Annotated in this window: 23 protein-coding genes and 1 tRNA gene; 23 read left to right on the top strand and 1 reads right to left on the bottom strand. The window is 64.4% G+C overall.

The genetic code is table 11. The features are described 5' to 3' along the window. Nucleotides 1–15: 15 nt before the first annotated feature. From pssA to KB879_RS05180, 3 genes are all read left to right on the top strand, one after another. Nucleotides 16–915 carry a CDP-diacylglycerol--serine O-phosphatidyltransferase gene (pssA, locus tag KB879_RS05170; protein WP_013956005.1) on the top strand — a complete coding sequence of 300 codons (900 nt, stop codon included), beginning with the start codon at nucleotides 16–18 and terminating at the stop codon, nucleotides 913–915. Nucleotides 916–1,039: 124 nt separating this feature from the next. Continuing rightward, nucleotides 1,040–1,543 carry a peptidoglycan-binding protein LysM gene (gene lysM / locus KB879_RS05175; protein WP_010809140.1) on the top strand — a complete coding sequence of 168 codons (504 nt, stop codon included), beginning with the start codon at nucleotides 1,040–1,042 and terminating at the stop codon, nucleotides 1,541–1,543. A gap of 333 nt (nucleotides 1,544–1,876) precedes the next feature. Then, nucleotides 1,877–3,418 carry a 2-isopropylmalate synthase gene (locus tag KB879_RS05180; protein ID WP_013956006.1) on the top strand — a complete coding sequence of 514 codons (1,542 nt, stop codon included), beginning with the start codon at nucleotides 1,877–1,879 and terminating at the stop codon, nucleotides 3,416–3,418. Between the two features lie 99 nt (nucleotides 3,419–3,517). On the opposite strand, the gene KB879_RS05185 is transcribed toward KB879_RS05180, so the two are convergent. Further along, nucleotides 3,518–4,045: a hypothetical protein gene (locus tag KB879_RS05185; protein ID WP_013956007.1), complete on the bottom strand. Its 528-nt coding sequence runs from the start codon at nucleotides 4,043–4,045 to the stop codon at nucleotides 3,518–3,520. 204 nt (nucleotides 4,046–4,249) lie between these two features. Here KB879_RS05185 and KB879_RS05190 point away from each other — a divergent pair, with 204 nt between their 5' ends. From KB879_RS05190 to KB879_RS05285, 20 genes are all read left to right on the top strand, one after another. After that, a complete protein-coding gene (locus KB879_RS05190; protein ID WP_013956008.1) occupies nucleotides 4,250–5,506 on the top strand; it encodes a branched-chain amino acid ABC transporter substrate-binding protein in 1,257 nt (418 codons plus the stop codon). Nucleotides 5,507–5,679: 173 nt separating this feature from the next. After that, nucleotides 5,680–5,949 carry a 30S ribosomal protein S15 gene (gene rpsO, locus KB879_RS05195; protein WP_010809136.1) on the top strand — a complete coding sequence of 90 codons (270 nt, stop codon included), beginning with the start codon at nucleotides 5,680–5,682 and terminating at the stop codon, nucleotides 5,947–5,949. Nucleotides 5,950–6,399: 450 nt separating this feature from the next. Beyond that, nucleotides 6,400–8,571: a polyribonucleotide nucleotidyltransferase gene (pnp, locus tag KB879_RS05200; RefSeq protein ID WP_013956009.1), complete on the top strand. Its 2,172-nt coding sequence runs from the start codon at nucleotides 6,400–6,402 to the stop codon at nucleotides 8,569–8,571. Nucleotides 8,572–8,755: 184 nt separating this feature from the next. Continuing rightward, nucleotides 8,756–9,760, top strand: coding sequence for an NAD(P)H-quinone oxidoreductase (locus KB879_RS05205; protein ID WP_153955094.1), 1,005 nt, complete (start codon nucleotides 8,756–8,758; stop codon nucleotides 9,758–9,760). A 114-nt stretch (nucleotides 9,761–9,874) separates the two neighbouring features. Continuing rightward, nucleotides 9,875–10,612, top strand: a complete 738-nt coding sequence (gene tpiA, locus KB879_RS05210; protein WP_013956011.1) for a triose-phosphate isomerase — start codon at nucleotides 9,875–9,877, stop codon at nucleotides 10,610–10,612. Between the two features lie 63 nt (nucleotides 10,613–10,675). After that, the gene (secG, locus tag KB879_RS05215) at nucleotides 10,676–11,044 is read left to right on the top strand and encodes a preprotein translocase subunit SecG (protein WP_013956012.1); all 369 of its coding nucleotides are present in this window, start codon (nucleotides 10,676–10,678) and stop codon (nucleotides 11,042–11,044) included. 187 nt (nucleotides 11,045–11,231) lie between these two features. Then, a tRNA-Leu gene (locus KB879_RS05220) sits at nucleotides 11,232–11,316 on the top strand. 166 nt (nucleotides 11,317–11,482) lie between these two features. Beyond that, complete coding sequence (locus KB879_RS05225; protein WP_010809131.1) at nucleotides 11,483–11,842, top strand: NADH-quinone oxidoreductase subunit A; 360 nt, start codon at nucleotides 11,483–11,485, stop codon at nucleotides 11,840–11,842. A 6-nt stretch (nucleotides 11,843–11,848) separates the two neighbouring features. Beyond that, nucleotides 11,849–12,331 carry an NADH-quinone oxidoreductase subunit B family protein gene (locus tag KB879_RS05230; protein WP_008643342.1) on the top strand — a complete coding sequence of 161 codons (483 nt, stop codon included), beginning with the start codon at nucleotides 11,849–11,851 and terminating at the stop codon, nucleotides 12,329–12,331. A 1-nt stretch (nucleotide 12,332) separates the two neighbouring features. Continuing rightward, entirely contained in the window at nucleotides 12,333–12,929 is a 597-nt protein-coding gene (locus KB879_RS05235; protein ID WP_013956013.1) for an NADH-quinone oxidoreductase subunit C, read from the top strand. Between the two features lie 9 nt (nucleotides 12,930–12,938). Continuing rightward, entirely contained in the window at nucleotides 12,939–14,192 is a 1,254-nt protein-coding gene (locus tag KB879_RS05240) for an NADH-quinone oxidoreductase subunit D (protein ID WP_013956014.1), read from the top strand. A 185-nt stretch (nucleotides 14,193–14,377) separates the two neighbouring features. Beyond that, the gene (gene nuoE / locus KB879_RS05245) at nucleotides 14,378–14,875 is read left to right on the top strand and encodes an NADH-quinone oxidoreductase subunit NuoE (RefSeq protein WP_041228324.1); all 498 of its coding nucleotides are present in this window, start codon (nucleotides 14,378–14,380) and stop codon (nucleotides 14,873–14,875) included. 1 nt (nucleotide 14,876) lies between these two features. After that, a complete protein-coding gene (gene nuoF, locus KB879_RS05250) occupies nucleotides 14,877–16,172 on the top strand; it encodes an NADH-quinone oxidoreductase subunit NuoF (protein ID WP_013956016.1) in 1,296 nt (431 codons plus the stop codon). Between the two features lie 12 nt (nucleotides 16,173–16,184). Continuing rightward, complete coding sequence (gene nuoG, locus KB879_RS05255; RefSeq protein WP_153955096.1) at nucleotides 16,185–18,551, top strand: NADH-quinone oxidoreductase subunit NuoG; 2,367 nt, start codon at nucleotides 16,185–16,187, stop codon at nucleotides 18,549–18,551. A gap of 21 nt (nucleotides 18,552–18,572) precedes the next feature. Further along, on the top strand, nucleotides 18,573–19,637 hold the full coding sequence (gene nuoH, locus KB879_RS05260) for an NADH-quinone oxidoreductase subunit NuoH (protein ID WP_013956018.1): 1,065 nt from the start codon (nucleotides 18,573–18,575) through the stop codon (nucleotides 19,635–19,637). 58 nt (nucleotides 19,638–19,695) lie between these two features. Beyond that, the gene (nuoI, locus tag KB879_RS05265; RefSeq protein WP_010809124.1) at nucleotides 19,696–20,187 is read left to right on the top strand and encodes an NADH-quinone oxidoreductase subunit NuoI; all 492 of its coding nucleotides are present in this window, start codon (nucleotides 19,696–19,698) and stop codon (nucleotides 20,185–20,187) included. Between the two features lie 198 nt (nucleotides 20,188–20,385). After that, nucleotides 20,386–21,030 (top strand): NADH-quinone oxidoreductase subunit J, encoded by a 645-nt coding sequence (locus KB879_RS05270; RefSeq protein WP_041227814.1) that lies wholly within the window; start codon nucleotides 20,386–20,388, stop codon nucleotides 21,028–21,030. Between the two features lie 16 nt (nucleotides 21,031–21,046). Continuing rightward, nucleotides 21,047–21,352, top strand: a complete 306-nt coding sequence (gene nuoK, locus KB879_RS05275) for an NADH-quinone oxidoreductase subunit NuoK (RefSeq protein ID WP_013956021.1) — start codon at nucleotides 21,047–21,049, stop codon at nucleotides 21,350–21,352. A gap of 58 nt (nucleotides 21,353–21,410) precedes the next feature. Next, nucleotides 21,411–23,498: an NADH-quinone oxidoreductase subunit L gene (gene nuoL / locus KB879_RS05280; protein ID WP_013956022.1), complete on the top strand. Its 2,088-nt coding sequence runs from the start codon at nucleotides 21,411–21,413 to the stop codon at nucleotides 23,496–23,498. A gap of 27 nt (nucleotides 23,499–23,525) precedes the next feature. Beyond that, complete coding sequence (locus KB879_RS05285) at nucleotides 23,526–24,992, top strand: NADH-quinone oxidoreductase subunit M (RefSeq protein WP_013956023.1); 1,467 nt, start codon at nucleotides 23,526–23,528, stop codon at nucleotides 24,990–24,992. Nucleotides 24,993–24,999 lie beyond the last annotated feature (7 nt).

A 24,999-nucleotide genomic window follows, 5' to 3' on the forward strand; every position in this document is an offset into this window, starting at 1 on the left:
GACCGGAGGACTGTGATGGTTGCCTTCCATCGACGTAACAAGCGCAGCAGCAACGGCAACGTGACCCACCTGCGGCCGTTCCGCCATAACCAGCTGCGCGGGGCCGACGACGACTTCGACGACGAAGCCACCGACGACCACGATATCGTCTACCAGCGTCCGCGCCGGCGCGGCATCTACCTGCTGCCCAACGCATTCACCACCGCGGCGCTGTTTGCGGGTTTCTTCGCCATCGTCCAGGCCATGAACATGCGCTTCGACGCGGCGGCCATCGCCATCTTCGCGGCGATGGTGCTGGACGGCATGGACGGGCGCGTGGCGCGTATTACCAATACGCAGAGTGCGTTTGGCGAGCAGTATGACTCGCTGTCGGACATGACCTCGTTTGGCGTTGCGCCGGCGCTGGTGATGTATGAGTGGATCCTGCATGACCTGGGCAAGTGGGGCTGGATAGCAGCCTTTGTCTACTGCACCTGCGCAGCGCTGCGCCTGGCGCGCTTCAATGCCAATATTGGCGTTGTCGACAAACGCTTCTTCCAGGGCCTGCCCAGCCCGGCCGCCGCCGCGCTGGTCGCAGGCTTCGTCTGGCTGGTGATCGACAACAAGCTGCCGGTCAAGGAGCTGTGGATGCCGTGGGTGGCGTTCGGCATTACGCTGTACGCCGGCCTGTCGATGGTGTCCAACGCGCCGTTCTACAGCGGCAAGGCGCTGGACGTGCGCTACCGCGTGCCGTTCGGCATGATGGTGCTGGTCCTGGTGCTGTTCGTGGTGGTGTCCACCGATCCGCCGGTGGCGCTGTTCGGGCTGTTCGTGGCCTATGCGATCTCGGGCTATGTGCTATGGGCCTGGCGGGCGATGCACGGCAAGCCGGCCATCGAGAAGAAGCAGCGCGAGAACGGCGGCAAGGCTTCGTAGACGTTTCAGGCAGAAGGGCGCTCAGGCGCCCTTCATGCTTTTCCGGATTCACAATTGTTTTCATGCCGCGGCCATCAAGCCGTGGCACTCTGCAGTGTTTTCCACTCACCGTCAGGAGGATGTCATGGGCATGTTCGACTTCATCAAGGAAGCGGGAGAAAAGCTGTTCGGCACTGGCGAGGCCAAGGCCGCGCAAGAGGCCGCCGCCGCCGATGCGTCGGCGGAGAAGGTCGATGCCGCCAATCGCGCCGCGGGCGATGCGATCGAGGGCTACATCAGGAAGATGGGCCTTGATGCCACCGGGCTGATGGTGCAGGTGGACGGCTCGCAGGGGCTGGTCACCGTGTTTGGCGTGGCGCCGGACCAGGCCACGCGCGAGAAGATCATCCTGTGCGCCGGCAACGTCGAGGGCGTGGACAAGGTCGAGGACAAGATGTCCGTCAACGTCGAGTCCGCGGAATCGAGCTGGCATACCGTGGTCAAGGGCGACACGCTGTGGGCGATCTCCCAGGCTGCTTACGGCAACGGCGCCGAATACAACAAGATCTTCGAGGCCAACAAGCCGATGCTGAGCCACCCGGACAAGATCTACCCGGGCCAGAAACTGCGCATTCCGCCCAAGGGCTGATCCGCTGCTGGCGCGTCCGGGCAAAATGGGCTAAACCCTGTATTGCATGGGCGCGCCAACTCGGCTATAGTCGGTGCCATGATTTCGCGCCAAGTCCTATTCGCCCGCACCACCCTAGGTGGCCTACTAGGCCATCAGGTCGGGACGCGCGCGCGCTAAGGACGGACTCACCCCTTAGCGCGAAATCCGCAAGGAATTTTTCCAACGCCCCGGCCTGCTCCATGCACGCCGGGGCGTTTTGCATTCCACAGCCGTGGAGCGCGGAACAGGCGGTAGGCCCCGGACGCAGCATGCCGGGGACAGCACACGATAAGCAATCAGGAGCTCCACAAAATGTCTGACAAACTCATCATTTTCGACACCACCTTGCGTGACGGCGAGCAGTCGCCCGGCGCCTCGATGACCCGCGAGGAAAAGATCCGCATCGCACGCCAGCTGGAACGCCTGAAGGTCGATGTGATCGAGGCCGGTTTCGCGGCGAGCTCCAACGGCGACTTCGAGGCGATCCGCTCGATCGCGCAGGTAGTCAAGGACTCGACCATCTGCTCGCTGGCTCGTGCCAATGACAAGGACATTGCCCGCGCCGCCGAGGCGCTCAAGCCTGCCAATTCGTTCCGCATCCACACCTTCATCGCCACGTCCGCGCTGCACATGGAGAAGAAACTGCGCATGACGCCGGACGAGGTGTATCAGCAGGCCCGCCTGGCGGTGCGCTTTGCGCGCCAGTTCACCGACGATATCGAGTTCTCGCCGGAAGACGGCAGCCGCTCGGACATGGACTTCCTGTGCCGCGTGCTGGAAGGCGTGATTGCCGAGGGCGCGACCACCATCAACCTGCCGGATACCGTGGGCTATGCGGTGCCGGAAGGCTACGCCGCACTGATCCGCTCGGTGCGCGAGCGCATTCCCAACTCGGACAAGGCGATCTGGTCGGTGCACTGCCACAACGACCTGGGCATGGCCGTGGCCAACTCGCTCGCCGCGGTCAAGATGGCCGGCGCGCGCCAGATCGAATGCACCATCAATGGCCTGGGCGAGCGCGCCGGCAACACCAGCCTGGAAGAAGTGGTGATGGCGGTGAAGACCCGCCGCGACTATTTCGACCTGGATGTCGGCGTGGATACCACCCAGATCGTGCCGGCCTCGAAGTTGGTGTCGCAGATCACCGGTTTCGTGGTGCAGCCGAACAAGGCCGTGGTGGGCGCCAACGCCTTCGCGCATGCCTCGGGCATCCACCAGGATGGCGTGCTCAAGGCGCGCGACACCTACGAGATCATGCGTGCGGAAGACGTGGGCTGGAGCGCCAACAAGATCGTGCTGGGCAAGCTGTCGGGCCGCAATGCCTTCAAGCAGCGCCTGCAGGAACTGGGCATCGAGCTCGAGAGCGAGACCGAAGTCAATGCCGCCTTCACCCGCTTCAAGGAACTGGCCGACCAGAAGGCCGAGATCTTCGACGAGGACATCGTCGCCATCGTCTCGAACGAAGCCCAGCACGATGCCAACGAGCACTTCCGCTTTATCTCGCTGTCGCAGCGCTCCGAGACCGGCGAGCGCCCGCACGCGCGCGTGGTGTTCAGCATGGACGGCCAGGAGCAGAGCGGCGAGGGCGAGGGCAACGGCCCAGTCGACGCCACCCTGCATGCGATTGAATCGCGCGTGTCCAGCGGCGCCGAGATGGTGCTCTATTCGGTGAACGCCATCACCGGCGGCACCGAGGCCCAGGGCGAAGTCACCGTGCGCCTGTCCAAGGCCGGCCGCATCGTCAACGGCGTGGGCACCGACCCGGATATCGTCGCCGCCTCGGCCAAGGCCTACCTGGCCGCGCTGAACAAGCTGCACGACAAGGCTGTGCAAAAGATCAATCCGCAGATCTGACCCAGGCCTCTGCGTAGACGGCGGAAGGCTTACCCGGCCTGAGCGTACGGACCAAGCCCGCCATTCCCGACCCGGGGATGGCGGGCTTTTTTTTATGGCTCAGTGGCGGCGATCGTCGGGATCGTACATCGGGTCGGGCGTGATCTGGGTCTGGCGCAGGATGCCGGTGTCGTCGAAATAGAAGTTGTACAACGATGGCCACACGTCTTCATGGCGGAAGCGGTAGGACCAGACCTCGCGCCGCATCAGCGGGTAGTACTCGACCGGCAGGCGCGTCCTGCCAAAATGCTCGGCCACATCCTGCCTGGTCCAGGTGCCGACCTGCGCCTTGTACAGTTCCGGCGTAGACAGCACATTGCTGAAGCGGGTCAGGTTGCCGTTGCGGTCGAAGTCCGCGCCATAGGCATACTGGCCCAGCGGCTGCTTGGTGTAGATCCAGCGCGAGGTGCCGTCGCGCAACTGGAACACATCGGTGGGCGGCCCGAACGCGGCCTGTACCGCGGCCTGCGGCTGGCCCACCAGCTTGGTGCCTTCCTGTACCGGCATCAGCGTGGTGCAGGCAGACAGCATGGCGACGCCCAGCGCCAGCATTAGCCGGCGCGCGCCGTTGGCGATGACAGGATTCATGGCAGACCTCGGTCGATGCGTGGATAGTGGATACCGCAAGTGTAGTGCGGCCTCCGGCCTTGTGTGCGCCGGGCGCTGCTTATTGACGGATCTTCCAGCAACCTGGCGGTTTCCTCGCGGAACTGGCGGCCTATGATCGTGCCCCGGTGGCATTTGCCCGCAACCGGTCGCTGCCGTACTATCCAGCGCTTTCCGGGAGAGAACATGAAGGTTGCAGCACGGTGGCGTGGATGGCTGGGCGGGTTGTTGCTGGTGGCAGCGGCGGGCGCGTCGGCACAAGAGCCGATCCGGCTGGGCATGATCGACGGGCTGTCCGGCCCGTTTGCCAACGCGGGCGAAGCCGTGACGCGCAACCTGCGCCTGGCGATCGAGCGCATCAACGCGCGCGGCGGCGTAAAGACCGCAGAGGGCGCACGGCCCATGGAGCTGGTCACCTTCGACAGCAAGGGCAATGTCGACGAGAGCCTGATCCAGTTGCGGGCCCTGACCGACAAGCGCATTCCCTTTGTCCTGCAGGGCAACAGTTCGGCCGTGGCCGGCGCGCTGGTGTCGGCCATCAACCGCCACAACGCGCGCCAGCCCGACGCGCGCGTGCTGTTCCTGAACTACTCGGCGGTCGATCCCAGCCTGACCAACGAGAATTGCAGCTTCTGGCATTTCCGCTTCGACGCCAGCGCCGACATGCGCATGCAGGCGCTGACCGAGGTGATCCGTCAGGACCAGGCGGTGCGCCGCGTCTACCTGATCGACCAGGACTACAGCTTCGGCCACCAGGTGTCGCGCTCGGCGCGCGAGATGCTGGCGGCGCGCCGGCCGGATATCCAGATCGTGGGCGATGAGTTCCACCCGATCGGCAAGATCAAGGACTTTGCGCCCTATATCGCCAAGATCAAGGCGAGCGGGGCGGACGCGGTCATCACCGGCAACTGGGGCAACGACCTGACGCTGATGGTCAAGGCCGCGCGCGAAGGCGGCCTGCAGGCCAAGTTCTACACCTTCTACGGCAATGGCCTGGGCGCGCCCGCGGCGATGGGCGATGCCGGCGTGGGCCGCGTGCTGGCGGTGGCCGAGTGGCACCCGAACGTGGGCGGGGCGGCATCGGACGCCTTCTACCAGCAGTTCCGCGCGCGCTATCCGGAGCCGAAGGACGACTACGTGCACCTGCGCATGCAGATGATGGTGGAAATGCTGGCGCGCGCGATCGAGCAGGCCGGTTCCACCGATGCGGTCAAGGTGGCGCGCGCGCTGGAGAACATGCGCTACGTCAACCAGTTCCATGAGGCCACCGTGCGTGCCGACGACCACCAGGTGCTGCAGCCGCTATACGTGTCGGTGATGGAGCGCCAGGGCGGGGCAGTGCGCTTCGACAACGAGGGCTCGGGTTATGGCTTCCGTACCGTGCGCAGGCTCAAGGCCGCGCAGACCACGCTGCCGACCACATGCCGGATGGAGCGCCCCTGAGCGCCAGCGCGCTCGCACGGGCCCCGTGGTACTCCTGCCGCGGCTTTTCGGCTATAATCCGCGGCTGTCGTTGTCTGGCCGTTGGTCGGGCGGCGGCGGTAGCCAGTCAAAACATGGCACGACGCATGCGGCGCATCCCGCGCTGTAGCGTTCGCAAGTGAAAGGAAATCATCATGGCAGTTGCCGATATCAACAAGTCCGAAGTCATCAAGCAGTTCGCACGTGGCGCCAACGACACTGGCAGCCCCGAAGTGCAAGTGGCCCTGCTGACCACCCGCATCAACGAACTGACCCCGCACTTCAAGGCCAACATGAAGGATCACCACAGCCGCCGCGGTCTGCTGCGCATGGTGAGCCGCCGTCGCCGCCTGCTGGACTACCTCAAGTCCAACGACGCCGACCGTTACCGCGCCCTGATCGAAAAGCTGGGCCTGCGCAAGTAAGGTTGCGCCCGATGGCAGCGCGATTCCAGGGTTTGCACGGTTTCGCGTGAGGCCTCGATGCCTGCTTCAGCAATGCTGGGGCAGGCATTTTGCATTTCTGGCGGGGTGAATCCGCTTTGCCCAGGGATGCAGGCAGTTGATGGAGTGATTTTCGCTTCACGCCGTCCGGCGGACATTCTGATTCCCGGGCGCCCGTTGCAGCAAGCTGCGCAACGGAGTAAGTTGTTCTTTTTTCTGTTTTCAATACCCCGGACCGGCCAAGGAAACAGGGCTTTGTGTCATTCCAGCGCGGCATCGGCAACGCCAGTGCCGCGCTGGAATGGCATAGCACTTCCCTGCGACTGCGACCGGCAACCCGGCAGTTTGCCTGCGGCTGAGAACGCAGGCGTCGCAGGCCGTGCGCGTGTTATTGCGTGATGGCGCGGCCTGCACGCAAGCCAAGGAATGCACATGTCCATGTTCAACAAGATCGTCAAGGAATTCCAGTGGGGCCAGCACACGGTCCGCATGGAAACCGGCGAAATCGCCCGCCAGGCCGGCGGTGCCGTGCTGGTCGATGTGGAAGACACCGTGGTGCTGGCGACCGTGGTCGCCGCCAAGAGCCCGAAGCCGGGCCAGGACTTCTTCCCGCTGACCGTCGACTACATCGAGAAGACCTACGCGGCCGGCAAGATCCCCGGCGGCTTCTTCAAGCGTGAAGGCCGTCCGTCGGAAAACGAGACCCTGACCTCGCGCCTGATCGACCGTCCGCTGCGCCCGCTGTTCCCGGAAGGCTTCTACAACGACGTCCAGGTGGTGATCCACGTGGTGTCGCTGAACCCGGAAGTGCCCGCTGACATTCCCGCGCTGATCGGCGCGTCGGCCGCGCTGGCCGTGTCGGGCATCCCGTTCAACGGCCCGGTTGGCGCCGCGCGCGTGGGCTACAAGGATGGCCAGTACCTGCTGAACCCGACCCGCTCGCAGCTCGCCACCTCGGACCTGGACCTGGTGGTCGCCGGCACCGAGCGCGCCGTGCTGATGGTGGAATCGGAAGCCAACCAGCTGTCGGAAGAAGTGATGCTGGGCGCCGTGGTCTATGGCCACGAGCAAATGCAGATCGCGATCAACGCCATCCATGAGCTGGTGCGCGAAGGCGGCAAGCCCGAGTGGGACTGGGCCCCGGCCGCCAAGAACGAGCCGTTGATCGGCAAGGTCACCGAAGTGGCACTGCCGCTGCTGCAGGAAGCTTATCAACTGCGCCAGAAGTCGGCCCGCAGCCAGAAGCTGAAGGAAGTGAACGCCAACGTGGCGGCCGCACTGGCAGCCGCCGGCGTGGAAGCCGACAAGGTGGAAGTCGGCAACATCATGTTCGACCTCGAAGCCAAGATCGTGCGCGGCCAGGTGCTGGCTGGCGAGCCGCGTATCGACGGCCGCGACACCCGCACGGTGCGCCCGATCGAGATCCGTTCGTCGGTGCTGCCGCGCGCGCACGGCTCGGCGCTGTTCACCCGTGGTGAAACGCAGGCGCTGGTGGTGGCCACGCTCGGCACCAAGAGCGACGAGCAGATCATCGACGCGCTGGCCGGCGAATACCGCGACCGCTTCATGCTCCACTACAACATGCCCCCGTTCGCCACCGGTGAAACCGGCCGCGTGGGCAGCCCGAAGCGCCGCGAAATCGGCCACGGCCGCCTGGCCAAGCGCGCACTGATCCCGGTGCTGCCGAAGGACGATGAATTCGCCTACACCATCCGCCTGGTTTCGGAAATCACCGAGTCCAACGGCTCGTCGTCGATGGCTTCGGTCTGCGGCGGCTGCCTGGCTCTGATGGACGCCGGCGTTCCGGTCAAGGCGCACGTGGCCGGCGTGGCCATGGGCCTGATCCTGGAAGGCAACAAGTTCGCCGTGCTGACCGACATCCTGGGCGATGAAGATCACCTGGGCGACATGGACTTCAAGGTGGCGGGTACCGACAACGGCATCACCGCGCTGCAGATGGACATCAAGGTCCAGGGCATCACCAAGGAGATCATGCAGGTTGCGCTGGCGCAGGCCCGTGAAGGCCGCCTGCACATCCTGCACAAGATGCAGGAAGCGATGGGCCACGCACGCACCGAGCTGTCGGCGCACGCACCGCGCATGATCACCATGAAGATCCATCCGGACAAGATCCGCGAAGTGATCGGCAAGGGCGGCTCGACCATCCAGGCGCTGACCAAGGAAACCGGCACCACCATCGACATCCAGGAAGACGGCACGATCACGATCGCGTCGACCTCGACCGACGGCATGGCCGAAGCCAAGCGCCGCATCGAGGGCATCACCGCGGAAGCCGAAGTGGGCAAGATCTACGCCGGTACCGTGCTGAAGCTGCTGGACTTCGGCGCCATCGTCAACATCCTGCCGGGCAAGGATGGCCTGCTGCACATCTCGGAAATCGTCAACGAGCGTGTCAAGGACATCAAGGACTGGCTGAAGGAAGGCCAGCATGTCCGCGTCAAGCTGATCCAGGCTGACGAGAAGGGCCGCCTGCGCCTGTCGCTGAAGGCCGCGCTGGCCGAAGAGGGCGGCAGCATCAGCCCGATCAACGCTGGCGAAGCCGCCGCGCCGGCCGCTCCGGCCGAAGGCTCGGAACAGCAGTAAAGTCAGCGGGGCCGGATTGCCCGCAGGTGCCGCCGCAAGGTGGCGCCGCCGAAAAAACGGCTGGACGATGTCCAGCCGTTTTTTTGTTTACACTGCCGGCAACCCTATCGAGCCACGGCTCACACCGACCCTGGCGCGACGCATCGTCGAGCCGCGCCAAGACAAGTACAAGGAGCAGAGCAGCATGCAAGCCATCGAGATCCGCGAATACGGTGCCCCCGAAGTCCTCCAGCTGGCCGAGCGTCCCGATCCGGTCGCGGGTGCGGGCGAGGTCCTGATCCGCGTGGCTGCGGCCGGCGTCAACCGTCCGGACGTATTCCAGCGCACCGGCAACTACCCGGTGCCGCCGGGCGCTTCGGACCTGCCCGGCCTGGAAGTGGCGGGCGTGGTGGTGGGCGGCGACCTGTCGCATGCCGACAACCGCTTCGGCCTGAAGGTGGGCGACCGCGTCTGCGCGCTGGTGCAGGGCGGCGGTTACGCACAGCTGTGCACGGCGCCGCTGGCGCAGGTCCTGCCCGCGCCGCAAGGCCTGAGCGATGTCGAGGCCGCCGCGCTGCCGGAGACCTTCTTCACCGTCTGGAGCAATGTGTTCGACCGCGGCTACCTGGGCCAAGGCCCGCGCGGCAAGGATGAGACCCTGCTGATCCAGGGCGGCTCCAGCGGCATCGGCACGACCGCGATCCAGATCGCCAAGGCGCTGGGCTACAAGGTGTTCGTCACCGCCGGGACCGATGAGAAATGCAAGGCCTGCGAAGACCTGGGCGCGGATCGCGCGATCAACTACAAGACGCAGGACTTCGTCGCCGAGGTGGCCGCGCTGACCGGCGGCAAGGGTGTCGACGTGATTCTCGACATGGTTGCCGGCCCGTACCTGGCGCGCGAGCTGAAGTGCATTGCCGACGATGGCCGCATCGTCATCATTGCGCTGCTGGGCGGCGCCAAGGCCGAGATCCCGCTGGGCGATATCCTGCGCCGGCGCATCACCGTGACCGGCTCCACGCTGCGTCCGCGCCCGGCATCGTTCAAGGGCAAGATCGCCGCGGCACTGCATGAGCAGGTGTGGCCGCTGCTGGCCGCCGGCAAGATCAAGCCGGTGATCCACCAGGTGTTCCCGGCCGCGCAGGCGGCCGATGCGCATCGCCTGATGGAGTCGAGCGAGCATATCGGCAAGATCGTGCTGACCTGGTAAGTCACATCGACCGTTGCATGTGGCCAATGCTGCCGCCCCCCGCCATCGGGCGGCGGTAGCGCCGTGCCCCCGCCACAAGCTACAATACCGGGTTTGATTTGGGAGGGGCACTTCGTGAGACAAAAGCTCGTCATCGGCAATTGGAAGATGCACGGCAGCCTGGCTGCAAACGCGGCGCTGCTGGAGGGTATCAAGGCTGGCGCGGCCAAGGCGACGCTGGCGGTCTGCGCGCCGTTCCCCTATCTTGCACAATGCCAGGCGTTGCTGAATGGCTCGCAGGTGGCCTGGGGCGCACAAGATGTGTCGGCGGAGGCGCGTGGCGCCTTCACCGGTGAAGTCGCGGCATCGATGGTCGGTGAATTTGGCTGCACTTATGTGCTGGTCGGCCACTCGGAGCGCCGCACCTATCATGGCGAAACCGACCAGACCGTCGCGGCCAAGGCGCTGCGCGCGCTGGAATTCGGCATCGTCCCGGTGGTCTGCGTGGGTGAAACGCTGGCCCAGCGCGAGGCGGGCGAAACCGAGGCGGTGGTCGGCAGGCAACTGCAGGCCGTGCTGGACGCGCTGACGGTGGAGCAGCTGAGCCGCGTGGTGCTGGCCTATGAGCCGGTCTGGGCGATCGGCACCGGCAAGACCGCCACCAGCGAACAGGCGCAGGCGGTGCACGCGTTCCTGCGCGGCCAGGTTGTTGCGCGCGATGCGGGCGTGGCCGAGCGCATGGCCATCCTGTACGGCGGCAGCGTCAAGCCGGACAATGCGGCCGAACTGTTTTCCATGACCGATATCGACGGGGGCCTGATTGGCGGCGCCTCGCTGAAGTCGGAAGATTTTCTCGCGATCGGCAACGCCTGAATGCCGGCCGTTCCGATCGACCGATCAGGCAAGTAACCAGCCAGTAAGGCTTATTTAAATCAAATGGCAATCTTCAAGACTTTGTTGGTGGTGCTGCAGGTGTTGTCGGCGCTGGGCGTGATTGGCCTGGTGCTGATCCAGCATGGCAAGGGCGCCGATGTCGGCGCGGCATTCGGTTCGGGCGCCTCGGGCAGCCTGTTCGGTGCCACTGGCTCGGCAAACTTCCTGTCGCGCACCACCGCCGTGCTGGCCACGCTGTTCTTCGTCTGCACGTTGGCACTGACGCTGCTGGGCAACTACAAGCCGGCTGCGTCGCTGGGCGTGATGGGCGCGGCGCCGGCTTCGGCGCCCGCAGTGGCAGGTGCTTCGGCTCCCGCTGCAGCCGCGGCCGCTGACGCGTCGGCGCCGGCAGCCCCCGCTGTTCCGAAATAATCCGTAAGCCTTGCGGCGGATTCCTGAGTTTTTTTGCAGTTGTGCGTTGAACAAAGCAAGAAATCTAGGTTAGAATGCAAGGCTTGAAACGATTCCCCAGCGATGGGTTCCGAGCAAAGACGAAAGCCTCTGCAACGGACCTGAAGGGCCTGAAAACCCGGCGCCAGGCAATATTGTTTCTCCCCCAGCCGACGTGGTGAAATTGGTAGACACGCTATCTTGAGGGGGTAGTGGCGAAAGCTGTGCGAGTTCGAGTCTCGCCGTCGGCACCAAACAACTTGATCGGAGTCCCTGGCCGGGCAATGCACCCGAGCGTGGGGCTCCGGCAGTCCGCAAGGCGGCGCGCCATGAGGCTTATGGCTTAGCGCCTGGGGTGGGCAACAGGACGCCGCTTCAGCTGGTGCTGTTGACAACATTCCAGATAAGGCTGGCCGTACCTTGAATCTCGAAGCCTACTTCCCCGTTCTCATCTTCATCATCTTCGGTGTCGTGCTTGGCGTGGCACTGATGTCGATCGGTCGGATCCTCGGTCCGAACAAGCCCGATCCCGCGAAGCTGTCGCCGTACGAGTGCGGCTTCGAAGCGTTTGAGGACGCGCGCATGAAGTTCGATGTGCGCTACTACCTCATCGCCATCCTGTTTATCCTGTTCGATCTCGAAACCGCCTTCCTGTTTCCGTGGGGTGTCGCCCTGCGGGATATCGGCTGGCCGGGGTTCATCGCCATGGGCGTGTTTCTGCTGGAATTCATCGTGGGCTTCGTCTACATCTGGAAAAAGGGCGCGCTCGATTGGGAGTGATGTGAAATGGCAATCGAAGGCGTTCTCAATGAAGGCTTCGTCACGACTACCGCTGACAAGCTGATCAACTGGACCCGCACCGGGTCGCTGTGGCCGATGACTTTCGGCTTGGCCTGCTGTGCCGTGGAAATGATGCATGCCGGCGCCGCGCGCTACGACATGGACCGCTTCGGTGTGATTTTCCGCCCGTCGCCGCGCCAGTCGGACGTGATGATTGTGGCCGGCACGCTGTGCAACAAGATGGCCCCCGCGCTGCGCAAGGTCTACGACCAGATGGCGGAACCGCGCTGGGTGATCTCGATGGGCTCGTGCGCCAATGGCGGCGGCTACTACCACTACTCGTATTCGGTGGTGCGTGGCTGCGATCGCATCGTGCCGGTGGATATCTACGTGCCGGGCTGCCCGCCGACGGCCGAAGCGCTGATCTACGGCGTGATCCAGCTGCAGAACAAGATCAAGCGTACCAACACCATCGCGCGCAAGGGCTGAAATGGCGAAGCTCGACATCCTCAAGGCCGCGCTCGAGAAAGCTCTCGGCAAGCGCGTGCAGAATCTGATCGAGGCGACCGGCGAACTGACGCTGATCGTCAAGGCCGACGACTACCTCGAAGTTGCCCGCATCCTGCGTGACGATCCGTCGCTGCGCTTCGAGCAGCTGATCGACCTGTGCGGCGTGGACTATTCCGAGTACGGCGACGGTGCCTGGGACGGCCTGCGCTTTGCCGCGGTCTCGCAGCTGCTGTCGATTACCCACAACTGGCGCCTGCGCGTGCGCGTGTTTGCCCCGGACGATGATTTTCCGGTGCTGCCGTCGGTGATCGACGTGTGGAACGGCGTCAACTGGTTCGAGCGCGAAGCTTTTGATTTCTACGGCATCGTCTTCGACGGCCATCCTGACCTGCGCCGCATCCTGACCGACTACGGTTTCGTCGGCCATCCGTTCCGCAAGGATTTCCCGGTTTCGGGCTTCGTCGAGATGCGCTACGACCCGGAACAGAAGCGGGTCATCTACCAGCCGGTCACGATCGAGCCGCGCGAAATCACCCCGCGCGTGATCCGCGAGGACAACTACGGCGGCTTGCACTGATAACGCGCCATGGCAGACATCAAGAACTACACCCTGAACTTCGGCCCGCAACACCCGGCAGCGCACGGCGTGCTGCGCCTGGTGCTGGAGCTGGACGGCGAAGTCATCCAGCGCGCCGACCCCCATATCGGCCTGCTGCACCGTGCCACTGAAAAGCTGGCCGAGCAGAAGACCTGGATCCAGAACGTGCCGTACATGGACCGCCTCGACTATGTGTCGATGATGGTCAACGAGCATGCCTACGTGATGGCAATCGAGCGCTTGCTGGGCCTCGAGGTGCCGGTGCGCGCGCAGTACATCCGCGTGATGTTCGACGAGATCACCCGCCTGCTGAACCACCTGATGTGGATCGGCTCGCACGCGCTGGACGTGGGCGCGATGGCGGTGTTCCTGTACGCCTTCCGCGAGCGCGAGGACATGTTCGACATGTACGAGGCGGTGTCGGGCGCGCGCATGCACGCGGCCTACTACCGTCCGGGCGGCGTCTATCGCGACCTGCCTGACACGATGCCGCAATATCGCGCGTCCAAGGTACACAACGAGCGCGCCATCAAGGCCATGAACGAGGCGCGTTCGGGCTCGCTGCTGGACTTCATCGAGGACTTCACCAACCGGTTCCCGAAGTACGTTGACGAATACGAGACGCTGCTGACCGACAACCGGATCTGGAAGCAGCGCCTGGTGGACATCGGCGTGGTCAGCCCGGAACGGGCGCTGCAGATGGGCTTTACCGGCCCGATGCTGCGCGGCTCCGGCATCGAGTGGGACCTGCGCAAGAAGCAGCCGTACGAGGTGTACGACAAGCTGGACTTCGACATCCCGGTAGGCGTGGGCGGCGACTGCTACGCGCGCTACCTGGTGCGCGTGGAAGAGATGCGCCAGTCCAACCGCATTATCAAACAGTGCGTGGAATGGCTGCGCCGCAACCCGGGCCCGGTGATCACCGAGAACCACAAGGTGGCGCCGCCCTCGCGCGTGGACATGAAGTCCAACATGGAAGAACTGATCCACCACTTCAAGCTCTTCACCGAAGGCATGCACGTGCCCGAAGGCGAAGCGTATGCAGCGGTGGAACACCCGAAGGGCGAGTTCGGCATCTACGCGATCTCGGACGGCGCGAACAAGCCGTACCGCCTGAAGATCCGTGCACCTGGCTTCCCCCACCTGGCCGCGCTCGACGAAATGGCCAAGGGACACATGATTGCTGACGCGGTAACGATCATCGGCACGCAAGACATCGTCTTCGGCGAGATCGACCGTTAATCACGGACCGCCGGCCCGGACGACGATCCGGGCGCTTTCCACGGCGCTCCCCAGGGGAGCGGGCGGAAAACCCGCGGCGGACCGGCAGGGCCTCAGGCCTGCCGGCGGAACGGGCAGCGACGGCTGCAAACCTGCGGAAGGGAACGCCCAGTGGCGCTGCCTGACGCCGTTTTACTGCAATGACCATGCTATCAGCAGAAGCTCTCAAGGAAATCGATCGCGCGATCGCGAAGTATCCGGCCGACCAGAAGCAGTCGGCCGTGATGGCGGCGCTTGCCGTGGCGCAGGGCGAGGTGGGCTGGGTTTCACCCGAAGTCATGCAGTTCGTCGCCAACTACCTCGAGATGCCGCCCGTGTGGGTGGAAGAGGTGGCGACCTTCTACAACATGTATGACACCAAGCCGGTGGGCAAATTCAAGCTCGCCGTCTGCACCAACCTGCCGTGCGCCCTGTCGGGCGGCGAGCGGGCCGGCGAGTACCTGAAGCGCAAGCTCGGGATCGACTACAACGAGACCACCGCTGACGGCTGCTTCACCCTGAAAGAGGGCGAGTGCATGGGCGCTTGCGGCGATGCGCCGGTGATGATCGTCAACAATACCCGCATGTGCAGCTGGATGAGCGACGACAAGCTCGACGCACTGGTCGACGAGCTCAAGGCCGAGGCTGCCAAGGGGGGCAAGTAACATGACCTGTCTGCACGACCGCCATATCCAGCCGCTGATCCTGGCCGGCCTGGACGGCAAGAACTGGCACCTGGAAGACTACGTCAAGCGTGGCGGCTACCAGCAACTCAAGCGCATCCTGACCGAGAAGATCCCGCCCGAGCAGGTGATCGCCGACGTCAAGGCCTCCGGCCTGCGCGGCCGTGGCGGTGCGGGCTTCCCGACCGGCCTGAAGTGGAGCTTCATGCCGCGCACCTTCCCGGGTCAGAAATACCTGGTCTGCAACACCGATGAAGGCGAGCCCGGCACGTTCAAGGACCGCGACATCATCCGCTACAACCCGCATTCGCTGATCGAGGGCATGGCCATCGGCGCGTATGCGATGGGCATCACCGTGGGCTACAACTACATCCACGGCGAGATCTGGAACGAATACAAGATCTTCGAGGAAGCCCTCGAAGAGGCGCGCGCTGCCGGCTTCCTGGGTGACAACATCCTGGGTTCGGGCTTTGATTTCCAACTGCACGCGCACCACGGCTACGGCGCCTACATCTGCGGCGAGGAAACCGCGCTGCTCGAATCGCTGGAAGGCAAGAAAGGCCAGCCGCGCTTCAAGCCGCCGTTCCCGGCCAGCTTCGGCCTGTACGGCAAGCCGACCACCATCAACAACACCGAGACCTTCGCCGCGGTGCCGTTCCTGCTGGCCGTCGGCCCCGAGAACTACCTGAAGCTGGGCAAGCCGAACAATGGCGGCACCAAGATCTTCTCGATCTCGGGCGACGTCGAGCGTCCCGGCAACTACGAGATCCCGCTGGGCACGCCGTTCGCCAAGCTGCTGGAACTCGCCGGCGGCATGCGCGGCGGCAAGCGCATCAAGGCGGTGATCCCGGGCGGCTCGTCCGCGCCGGTGGTGCCGGGCGACCTGATGATGGCGTCCGACATGGACTACGACTCGATCGCCAAGGCCGGCTCGATGCTGGGCTCGGGCGCGGTGATCGTGATGGACGAGACGCGCTGCATGGTCCGCTCGCTGCTGCGCCTGTCGTACTTCTATTTTGAGGAATCGTGCGGCCAGTGCACGCCGTGCCGCGAAGGCACCGGCTGGCTCTACCGCATGGTCAATCGCATCGAACACGGAGAGGGGCGCCAGGAAGACCTGGACCTGCTCAACAACGTCGCGGAAAACATCATGGGCCGCACCATCTGCGCGCTCGGCGATGCCGCGGCGATGCCGGTCCGCGGCATGCTCAAGCACTACTGGAAAGAGTTCGAATATCACGTCGAACACAAGCAGTGCATGGTTCCGGCCTACATCTAAGCGTGGCAGAACATGGTTGAACTAGAGATCGACGGCAAGAAGGTTGAGGTTGCTGAAGGCAGCCTGGTGATGGAAGCAGCCCGCAAGCTGGGCACCTACATCCCGCACTTCTGCTACCACCGCAAACTGTCCATCGCGGCCAACTGCCGCATGTGCCTGGTCGAGGTCGAGAAGGCGCCCAAGGCGCTGCCCGCCTGCGCCACGCCCGTGACCCCTGGCATGAAGGTCTTCACCAATTCGGAGAAGGCGGTCAAGGCGCAGAAGTCCGTGATGGAATTCCTGCTGATCAACCACCCGCTCGACTGCCCGATCTGCGATCAGGGCGGCGAATGCCAGCTGCAGGATCTGGCCGTGGGCTACGGTGCCTCGGAGTCGCGCTACAAGGAAGAGAAGCGCGTGGTGTTCCACAAGAACGTGGGCCCGCTGATCTCCATGGAGGAGATGACCCGCTGCATCCATTGCACCCGCTGCGTGCGCTTCGGCCAGGAAGTGGCCGGCGTGATGGAGCTGGGCATGCTGGGCCGCGGCGAGCATTCGGAAATCACCACCTTCGTCGGCAAGACCGTCGATTCGGAGCTGTCGGGCAACATGATCGACCTGTGCCCGGTCGGCGCGCTGACCAGCAAGCCGTTCCGTTACTCGGCCCGTACCTGGGAGCTGGCACGCCGCAAGTCGGTGTCGCCGCACGATGGCCTGGGCGCGAACCTGGTGGTGCAGACCAAGAACCAGCGCGTGATGCGCGTGCTGCCGCTGGAAAACGAAGACATCAACGAGTGCTGGATCTCCGACAAGGACCGCTTCTCGTATGAAGGCCTGAACAGCGCCGACCGCCTGACCCGCCCGCTGCTGAAGCAGGGCGGCGAATGGATGGAAACCGACTGGCAGACCGCGCTGGAATACGTGGCCAACGGCCTCGCCAGCATCAAGCGCGATCATGGCGCCGACCAGATCGCCGCGCTGGCCAGCCCGCACAGCACGCTGGAAGAGCTGTTCCTGCTGGGCAAGCTGATGCGCGGCCTGGGCAGCGACAACGTCGACTTCCGCCTGCGCCAGACCGACTTCTCGGCCGCACTGAAGGGCGCGCCGTGGCTGGGCATGCCGGTGGCCGACGTGACCACCCTGCAACGCGTGCTCGTGATCGGCTCGTCGCTGCGCAAGGATCATCCGCTGCTGGCCTCGCGCCTGCGCCAGGCCACCAAGAAGGGTGCCCGCGTGGCCGTGCTGGGTGCCGGCGGTGAAGACCTGCTGATGCCGCTGGCCGCCCGCATCGACGTGGCGCCGTCCGGCTGGACCGCGGCGCTCGCCGGCGTGGCCCGTGCCGTGGCTGCCGCCAAGGGCGTTGCTGCCCCGGCCGGCACTGAAGGATTCGACGGCGGCGAAGCCGCTGGCAAAGTGGCCGAAGCGCTGCTGTCGGGCGAGCGCCGTGCGGTGTTCCTCGGCAACGAGGCGGTGCGCCATCCGCAGTTCTCGGCGCTGCACGCGCTGGCACAGTGGATCGCCATCGAAACCGGTGCGACCCTGGGCTTCCTGACCGAAGCCGCCAACACCGTCGGCGGCTATGTCGCGGGCGCGCTGCCCAAGCAGGGCGGCGCCAATGCGCAGGCGATGCTGGACACGCCGCGCAAGGCCTACATCCTGCTGAACACCGAACCCGAGTTCGACGCCGCCGACCCGCGCAAGGCGCTGGCCGCGCTGGCCCAGGCCGGCACGGTGGTGGTGCTGTCGCCGTTCCGTTCGGAAGCGGCCATGCAGTACGCCGACGTGATCCTGCCGGTGACGCCGTTCACGGAAACCGCCGGCACCTTCGTCAACTGCGAAGGCAAGCCGCAGAGCTTCAACGGTGTGGTGCGCGCCCTGGGCGAATCGCGTCCGGGCTGGAAGGTACTGCGCGTGCTGGGCAACCTGCTGGACGTGGTTGGCTTCGACTATGAAACCGCCGAGTCGGTGCGTGTCGAAGTGCTGTCGGCCCCGGTCGACGCGCAGCTGGACAACACCACCGACGCGCCGATCCGCGTGGCCGCCGCTGCCGCCAACGGCATCGAACGCATTGCCGATGTGCCGATCTACCACGCCGACCCGATCGTGCGCCGCGCCGAGTCGCTGCAGCTGAGCGCTGCCGCGCGCCGCGCCATGCAGATCGCGCTGCCGGCCGACCTGTTCGCCAGCCTTGGCATCCAGTCCGGCGATCCGGTGCGGGTCACGCAAGGGCAGGGCAGCGTGGTGCTGCCGGCCGTGCTCGAAGCCACGCTCCCGGCCAACACCGTGCGCGTGCCGGCGGCAACGCCGGCGGCCATGAGCCTGGGCGCGATGTACGGCACGGTCACCGTAGAGAAGGCCATTGACCTGGCGCCGGCCACCGGCACCGTGGCCACGGCGTAAGAACAACAGCGAGAACAAGACATGATTGACTGGATTACCTCGCAAGGACAGGGCCTGCTGGGTGCCTACTGGACACCGCTGTGGATCCTGATTCGCGCCGTGATCATCGTGGTGCCGCTGCTGCTGTGCGTGGCTTACCTGATCCTGTGGGAGCGCAAGCTGATCGGCTGGATGCACGTCCGTATCGGCCCGAACCGCGTGGGCCCGCTGGGCCTGCTGCAGCCGATCGCCGACGTGCTGAAGCTGCTGCTCAAGGAAGTCATGATGCCCACGCAGGTCAGCCGGGGCATGTACCTGATTGCCCCGCTGATGGTGCTGATGCCCGCCGTGGCGGTCTGGGCCGTGATTCCGTTCCAGGCCGAAGTGGTGCTGGCGGATGTGAACGCCGGCCTGCTGTACGTGATGGCGATCAGCTCGGTGGGCGTGTACGGCGTGATCCTGGCCGGCTGGGCCTCGAACTCCAAGTACGCCTTCATCGGCGCCATGCGTGCCGCGGCCCAGATGGTGTCGTATGAAATCGCCATGGGCTTTGCGCTGGTGACGGTGCTGATGGTTGCCGGCAGCCTGAACCTGTCGGCCATCGTCAACGGCCAGAACACCGGCTACTTTGCCGACATGGGCATCAACATCCTGTCGTGGAACTGGCTGCCGCTGCTGCCGATGTTCGCCGTCTACTTCATCTCGGGCGTGGCCGAAACCAACCGCCACCCGTTCGACGTGGTGGAAGGGGAGTCGGAAATCGTGGCCGGCCACATGATCGAGTATTCGGGCATGGGCTTCGCGCTGTTCTTCCTGGCCGAGTACATCAACATGATCATCATCTCGACGATGACCGCGCTGATGTTCCTGGGCGGCTGGGCGCCCCCGGTCGATAGCGTGCTGACCAACGCGATCCCGGGCTTCTTCTGGCTGGTGATCAAGGTATTCCTGCTGCTGTCCGTCTTCATCTGGATCCGTGCCTCGTTCCCGCGCTACCGCTATGACCAGATCATGCGCCTGGGCTGGAAGGTGTTCATCCCCCTGACGGTGGCGTGGCTGATCATCGTGGCGATCTGGATCAAGTCGCCCTGGAACATCTGGCACTGAACGGCCAAACGACGGTGCGCGCCGTGGCGCGCACCGTGTGGAAATACTAGGAAGCATCATGCTGCTCGCCATCAAGGACTTCTTCAACAGCCTGCTCCTGAAGGAACTCTTCAAGGGCATGGCCCTGACCGGCCGCTATCTCTTCGCGCGCAAGATCACCGTCCAGTTCCCGGAAGAGAAAACGCCGATCTCGCCGCGCTTCCGTGGCCTGCACGCGCTGCGCCGCTACCCGAACGGGGAAGAGCGCTGCATCGCCTGCAAGCTGTGCGAGGCGGTGTGCCCGGCGCTGGCCATCACGATCGAGTCCGACGCGCGCGCCGACGGCACGCGCCGCACGACCCGCTATGACATCGACCTGACCAAGTGCATCTTCTGCGGTTTCTGCGAAGAGGCCTGCCCGGTCGACGCCATCGTGGAAACGCAGATCCTGGAGTACCACGGCGAGAAGCGCGGCGACCTGTACTTCACCAAGGACATGCTGCTGGCAGTGGGCGACCGCTACGAGCCGCAGATCGCCGCAGCCAAGGCTGCCGACGCGAAGTACCGCTAAGCTGAATCACCGGCCGGAAATCTCGGCCAGAAGTAACGCCGGTTGGCGGCTGCCGCAAGCAGCAGACCTGGCAGCCGCCGCCACCGAATTTGAATGCGGTCCCTGCAATGCAAGGGGCCAATGCAAGGATGCCGCAGGAGCGGGCCACCCGAGGGGATGGCTTGTGCCGGACGGCCCAGAGAGGATCCGATAGGGACCATGGAACTCACGACCACCATCTTCTACGTCTTTGCGCTGGTGCTGGTGCTCTCCGCACTGAAAGTCATCACTGCGAAGAACCCGGTGCATTCCGCACTGTTCCTCGTGCTGTCGTTCTTCACGGCCGCGGCGATCTGGATGCTGCTCAAGGCGGAATTCCTCGCCATCCTGCTGGTGCTGGTCTATGTCGGCGCGGTGATGGTGCTGTTCCTGTTCGTGGTGATGATGATCGATATCGACATCGAGCACCTGCGGCGGGATTTCTGGACCTACGTGCCGATGGCCTCGGTGGTGGGCGCGCTGATCATCGCCGAGATGGCGATCGTGCTGGTGCGCAACTTCATCGGCACCACCACGCCGGTGGCCGCCAGCGGTTCGCAGGACCCGGGCTACTCGAACTCCGCCGCGCTCGGCAAGCTGATCTACACCGACTATATCTACGCCTTCGAAGTGGCCGGCATCATCCTTCTGGTGGCGATCATCGCCGCCGTGGCGCTGACCCTGCGCCGCCGCAAGGACGTCAAGGCCCAGGACGTATCGGCGCAGCTGCGCACCCGCCGCGACGACCGCGTGCGCCTGGTGCCGATGCAGTCCGAAGGCCAGACCCAGCAGACGGAAGCCGCGGCTGCCGCCAATAAGAACTAAAGCCCGGAGAAACGCTGTGCTCTCTCTCGCTCACTACCTCGTCCTCGCTGCGATCCTGTTCGCGATCAGCATCGTCGGCATCTTCCTGAACCGCAAGAACGTGATCGTGCTGCTGATGGCGATCGAACTGATGCTGCTTGCGGTGAATATCAACTTCGTCGCCTTCTCGCATTACCTGGGCGACCTGGCTGGTCAGGTTTTCGTTTTCTTCATCCTCACGGTGGCCGCCGCCGAGTCGGCAATCGGTCTCGCCATCCTGGTTGTGCTGTTCCGCAACCTGGATACGATCAACGTGGACGACATGGATACCCTCAAGGGCTGATCCGTGGCGCACTACGTAGATACCCAAGACTCACCGACCGCACACCACTAAGCGTCCTATGGCAACCACGCTCAACCCCAACCTGCTGCTTGCGATTGCGCTGGCGCCGCTAGTCGGCTCCGCGATCGCCGGCCTGTTCGGTACCAAGTTCTTCGACCTGTTTTCCTCGGAGTCGCGCGGCGGCCGGATCGTGGCGCATACGGCCACGATCCTGGGCGTTGCCATTTCCTTCGTGCTGTCGGTGATGGTGCTGCTCGACGTGATGAACGGCGCCGGCTACAACGGCACCGTCTACGAGTGGATGGCCATCGGCAGCCTGAAGATGGAGGTCGGCTTCCTGGTCGACTCGCTGACCGCGATGATGATGGTCGTGGTGACCTTCGTCTCGCTGATGGTGCACATCTACACCGTCGGCTACATGGACGGGGACCCCGGCTACAACCGCTTCTTCGCCTACATCTCGCTGTTCACCTTCTCGATGCTGATGCTGGTGATGAGCAACAACTTCCTGCAGCTGTTCTTCGGCTGGGAAGCGGTGGGCCTGGTGTCGTACCTGCTGATCGGCTTCTGGTACACCCGCCCGACGGCCATCTTCGCCAACCTGAAGGCCTTCCTGGTCAACCGCGTCGGCGATTTCGGCTTTATCCTGGGCATCGGCCTGCTGCTGGCCTACGCCGGCAGCATGAACTACACCGAAGTGTTCGCCGCGCGCGACCAGCTGGCGACCGTGATCTTCCCGGGCACCGACTGGCTGATGATCACCGTGGCCTGCATCTGCCTGTTCATCGGCGCGATGGGCAAGTCGGCGCAGTTCCCGCTGCACGTCTGGCTGCCTGACTCGATGGAAGGCCCGACCCCGATCTCGGCACTGATCCACGCGGCAACCATGGTGACCGCCGGCATCTTCATGGTCGCGCGCATGTCGCCGCTGTTCGAGCTGTCGGATACCGCACTGTCCTTCGTGCTGGTGATCGGTGCCATCACGGCGCTGTTCATGGGCTTCCTGGGCATCATCCAGAACGACATCAAGCGCGTGGTCGCGTATTCGACCCTGTCGCAGCTGGGCTACATGACTGTGGCGCTGGGCGCTTCGGCCTACTCGGTGGCCGTGTTCCACCTGATGACGCACGCGTTCTTCAAGGCACTGCTGTTCCTGGGCGCCGGTTCGGTCATCATCGGCATGCACCACGACCAGGACATCCGCAATATGGGCGGCCTGCGCAAGTACATGCCGATCACCTGGATCACCTCGCTGGTGGGTTCGCTGGCGCTGATCGGCACGCCGTTCTTCGCGGGCTTCTACTCCAAGGACTCGATCATCGAGGCCGTGGCCGAGTCGCATATCGCCGGTTCGGGCTTTGCCTACTTCGCCGTGCTGGCCGGCGTGTTCGTCACCGCGTTCTACTCGTTCCGCATGTACTTCCTGGTCTTCCACGGCAAGGAGCGCTGGGGCCAGAACCATGCCCACCAGCACCATGAGGGCGACCACGAGGACGAGGAAGTCACGCTCGACCACCACCATGGCCTGGCCGCCGGCGAGAAGCCGCACGAGTCGCCGTGGGTGGTGACCCTGCCGCTGGTGCTGCTGGCGATCCCGTCGGTGATCATCGGCGCGATCGCGATCGAGCCGATGCTGTTCGGCAACTTCTTCAAGCACGGCATCGCCTTCAAGGACGTGATCTTCGTCGGCGAGAACCACCACGCCATGGCCGAGCTGGAGGAAGCCTTCCACGGCTGGGTGCCGATGGCGCTGCACTCGCTGACCACGCCCGTGCTGTGGCTGGCCATCGCCGGGGTCGTGCTGTCGTGGTTCTTCTACATGAAGCGCCCGGACATCCCCGAGGCCATCAAGAACCGCTTCTCGGGCCTGTACAAGCTGCTCGACAACAAGTACTACATGGACGCCATCAACCAGGCCGTGTTCGCCCGCGGCGCACGCTTGCTCGGTACCGGCCTGTGGAAGGGCGGCGACCAGAGCCTGATCGACGGCCTGTTCGTCAACGGCGCGGCGCGCGTGGTGGCTTCGTTTGCTTCGGCAAGCCGCTACCTGCAGTCGGGCTATATCTACCACTACGCATTCGCGATGATCGTCGGCATGCTGGTGCTGCTGACGCTGACGGTCACGGGCGTGATCGGCACCAAGTGATAGGCACCAAGTAAGGAATACATAGAAATGGTTCTGTCTTTCTCAATCTGGCTGCCTATCTTTTTCGGCCTGCTGATCCTCGCCTTCGGCTCGGACCGGAGTCCGGGCTTCGTGCGGTGGATGTCGCTGTTCGGCTCGATCGCGAGCTTCGTCGTCACGCTGCCGCTGGTCTTCCGCTTCGACCGCACCACCGCGGCCATGCAGTTCGTCGAGAAGGCGAACTGGATCGAGCGCTTCAATATCAACTACCTGCTTGGGGTTGACGGCATCTCGATGTGGTTCGTGGTGCTGACCGCCTTCATCACGGTGATCGTGGTGATCTCGGCCTGGGAAGTGATCACCGAGCGTGTGGCGGAATACATGGCCTCGTTCCTGATCCTGTCGGGCCTGATGGTCGGCGTGTTCTGCACGCTGGACGGCATGCTGTTCTACGTGTTCTTCGAGGCCACGCTGATCCCGATGTACATCATCATCGGCGTCTGGGGCGGCCCGAACCGTGTCTATGCCGCGTTCAAGTTCTTCCTGTACACGCTGGCTGGCTCGCTGCTGACGCTGATCGCACTGCTGTACCTGTACAACAAGACCGGCACCTTCGACATCCTGCAATGGCACCAGGCCAAGCTGTCGATGAACGAGCAGATCGCACTGTTCATTGCCTTCTTCGTCGCCTTCGCCGTCAAGGTGCCGATGTGGCCGGTGCACACCTGGCTACCCGACGCCCACGTGGAAGCGCCGACTGGCGGTTCGGTGGTGCTGGCCGCCATCATGCTGAAGCTGGGCGCCTACGGTTTCCTGCGGTTCTCGCTGCCGATCGCGCCTGACGCCAGCCACTACCTGGCCCCGTTCATCATCACCATCTCGCTGATCGCGGTGATCTACATCGGCCTGGTCGCCCTGGTGCAGGCCGACATGAAGAAGCTGGTGGCGTACTCGTCGATCGCCCACATGGGCTTCGTCACGCTGGGCTTCTTCATCTTCAGCGACATCGGCGTGGAGGGCGGCATCGTGCAGATGATCTCGCACGGCTTTATCTCCGGCGCGATGTTCCTTTGCATCGGCGTGCTGTACGACCGCGTTCACTCGCGCCAGATCGCCGACTACGGCGGCGTGGTCAACACCATGCCCAAGTTCGCCGCGCTGGCAGTGTTCTTCGCCATGGCCAACTGCGGCCTGCCGGCCACCTCGGGCTTCGTCGGCGAATTCATGGTGATCCTGGGCGCGGTCAAGTTCGACTTCTGGATCGGCCTGCTGGCTGCCACCGCCCTGATCTTCGGCGCCGCCTACTCGCTGTGGATGGTCAAGCGCGTGATCTTCGGCGACGTCGTCCACCAGCACGTGCGCGAGCTGGCCGACCTGAACAAGCGTGAGTTCGTCATGCTCGGCCTTCTGGCCATCATGACGCTGTACATGGGCCTGCACCCGAAGCCCTTTACCGACGTGATGCACGCGTCCGTGGTGAACCTGCTGTCCCACGCGGCACAGTCCAAGCTGTAATCGGGGA

It is taken from the genome of Cupriavidus sp. KK10, from assembly GCF_018223725.1.
Lineage (GTDB): Bacteria > Pseudomonadota > Gammaproteobacteria > Burkholderiales > Burkholderiaceae > Cupriavidus > Cupriavidus necator.

Coding starts and splice junctions, on each gene's coding strand:
- pssA (WP_013956005.1), top strand. CDS start 16: ATGGTTGCCTTCCATCGACGTAACAAGCGCAGCAGCAACGGCAACGTG.
- lysM (WP_010809140.1), top strand. CDS start 1,040: ATGGGCATGTTCGACTTCATCAAGGAAGCGGGAGAAAAGCTGTTCGGC.
- KB879_RS05180 (WP_013956006.1), top strand. CDS start 1,877: ATGTCTGACAAACTCATCATTTTCGACACCACCTTGCGTGACGGCGAG.
- KB879_RS05185 (WP_013956007.1), bottom strand. CDS start 4,045: ATGAATCCTGTCATCGCCAACGGCGCGCGCCGGCTAATGCTGGCGCTG.
- KB879_RS05190 (WP_013956008.1), top strand. CDS start 4,250: ATGAAGGTTGCAGCACGGTGGCGTGGATGGCTGGGCGGGTTGTTGCTG.
- rpsO (WP_010809136.1), top strand. CDS start 5,680: ATGGCAGTTGCCGATATCAACAAGTCCGAAGTCATCAAGCAGTTCGCA.
- pnp (WP_013956009.1), top strand. CDS start 6,400: ATGTCCATGTTCAACAAGATCGTCAAGGAATTCCAGTGGGGCCAGCAC.
- KB879_RS05205 (WP_153955094.1), top strand. CDS start 8,756: ATGCAAGCCATCGAGATCCGCGAATACGGTGCCCCCGAAGTCCTCCAG.
- secG (WP_013956012.1), top strand. CDS start 10,676: ATGGCAATCTTCAAGACTTTGTTGGTGGTGCTGCAGGTGTTGTCGGCG.
- KB879_RS05230 (WP_008643342.1), top strand. CDS start 11,849: ATGGCAATCGAAGGCGTTCTCAATGAAGGCTTCGTCACGACTACCGCT.
- KB879_RS05235 (WP_013956013.1), top strand. CDS start 12,333: ATGGCGAAGCTCGACATCCTCAAGGCCGCGCTCGAGAAAGCTCTCGGC.
- KB879_RS05240 (WP_013956014.1), top strand. CDS start 12,939: ATGGCAGACATCAAGAACTACACCCTGAACTTCGGCCCGCAACACCCG.
- nuoE (WP_041228324.1), top strand. CDS start 14,378: ATGCTATCAGCAGAAGCTCTCAAGGAAATCGATCGCGCGATCGCGAAG.
- nuoF (WP_013956016.1), top strand. CDS start 14,877: ATGACCTGTCTGCACGACCGCCATATCCAGCCGCTGATCCTGGCCGGC.
- nuoG (WP_153955096.1), top strand. CDS start 16,185: ATGGTTGAACTAGAGATCGACGGCAAGAAGGTTGAGGTTGCTGAAGGC.
- nuoH (WP_013956018.1), top strand. CDS start 18,573: ATGATTGACTGGATTACCTCGCAAGGACAGGGCCTGCTGGGTGCCTAC.
- nuoI (WP_010809124.1), top strand. CDS start 19,696: ATGCTGCTCGCCATCAAGGACTTCTTCAACAGCCTGCTCCTGAAGGAA.
- KB879_RS05270 (WP_041227814.1), top strand. CDS start 20,386: ATGGAACTCACGACCACCATCTTCTACGTCTTTGCGCTGGTGCTGGTG.
- nuoL (WP_013956022.1), top strand. CDS start 21,411: ATGGCAACCACGCTCAACCCCAACCTGCTGCTTGCGATTGCGCTGGCG.
- KB879_RS05285 (WP_013956023.1), top strand. CDS start 23,526: ATGGTTCTGTCTTTCTCAATCTGGCTGCCTATCTTTTTCGGCCTGCTG.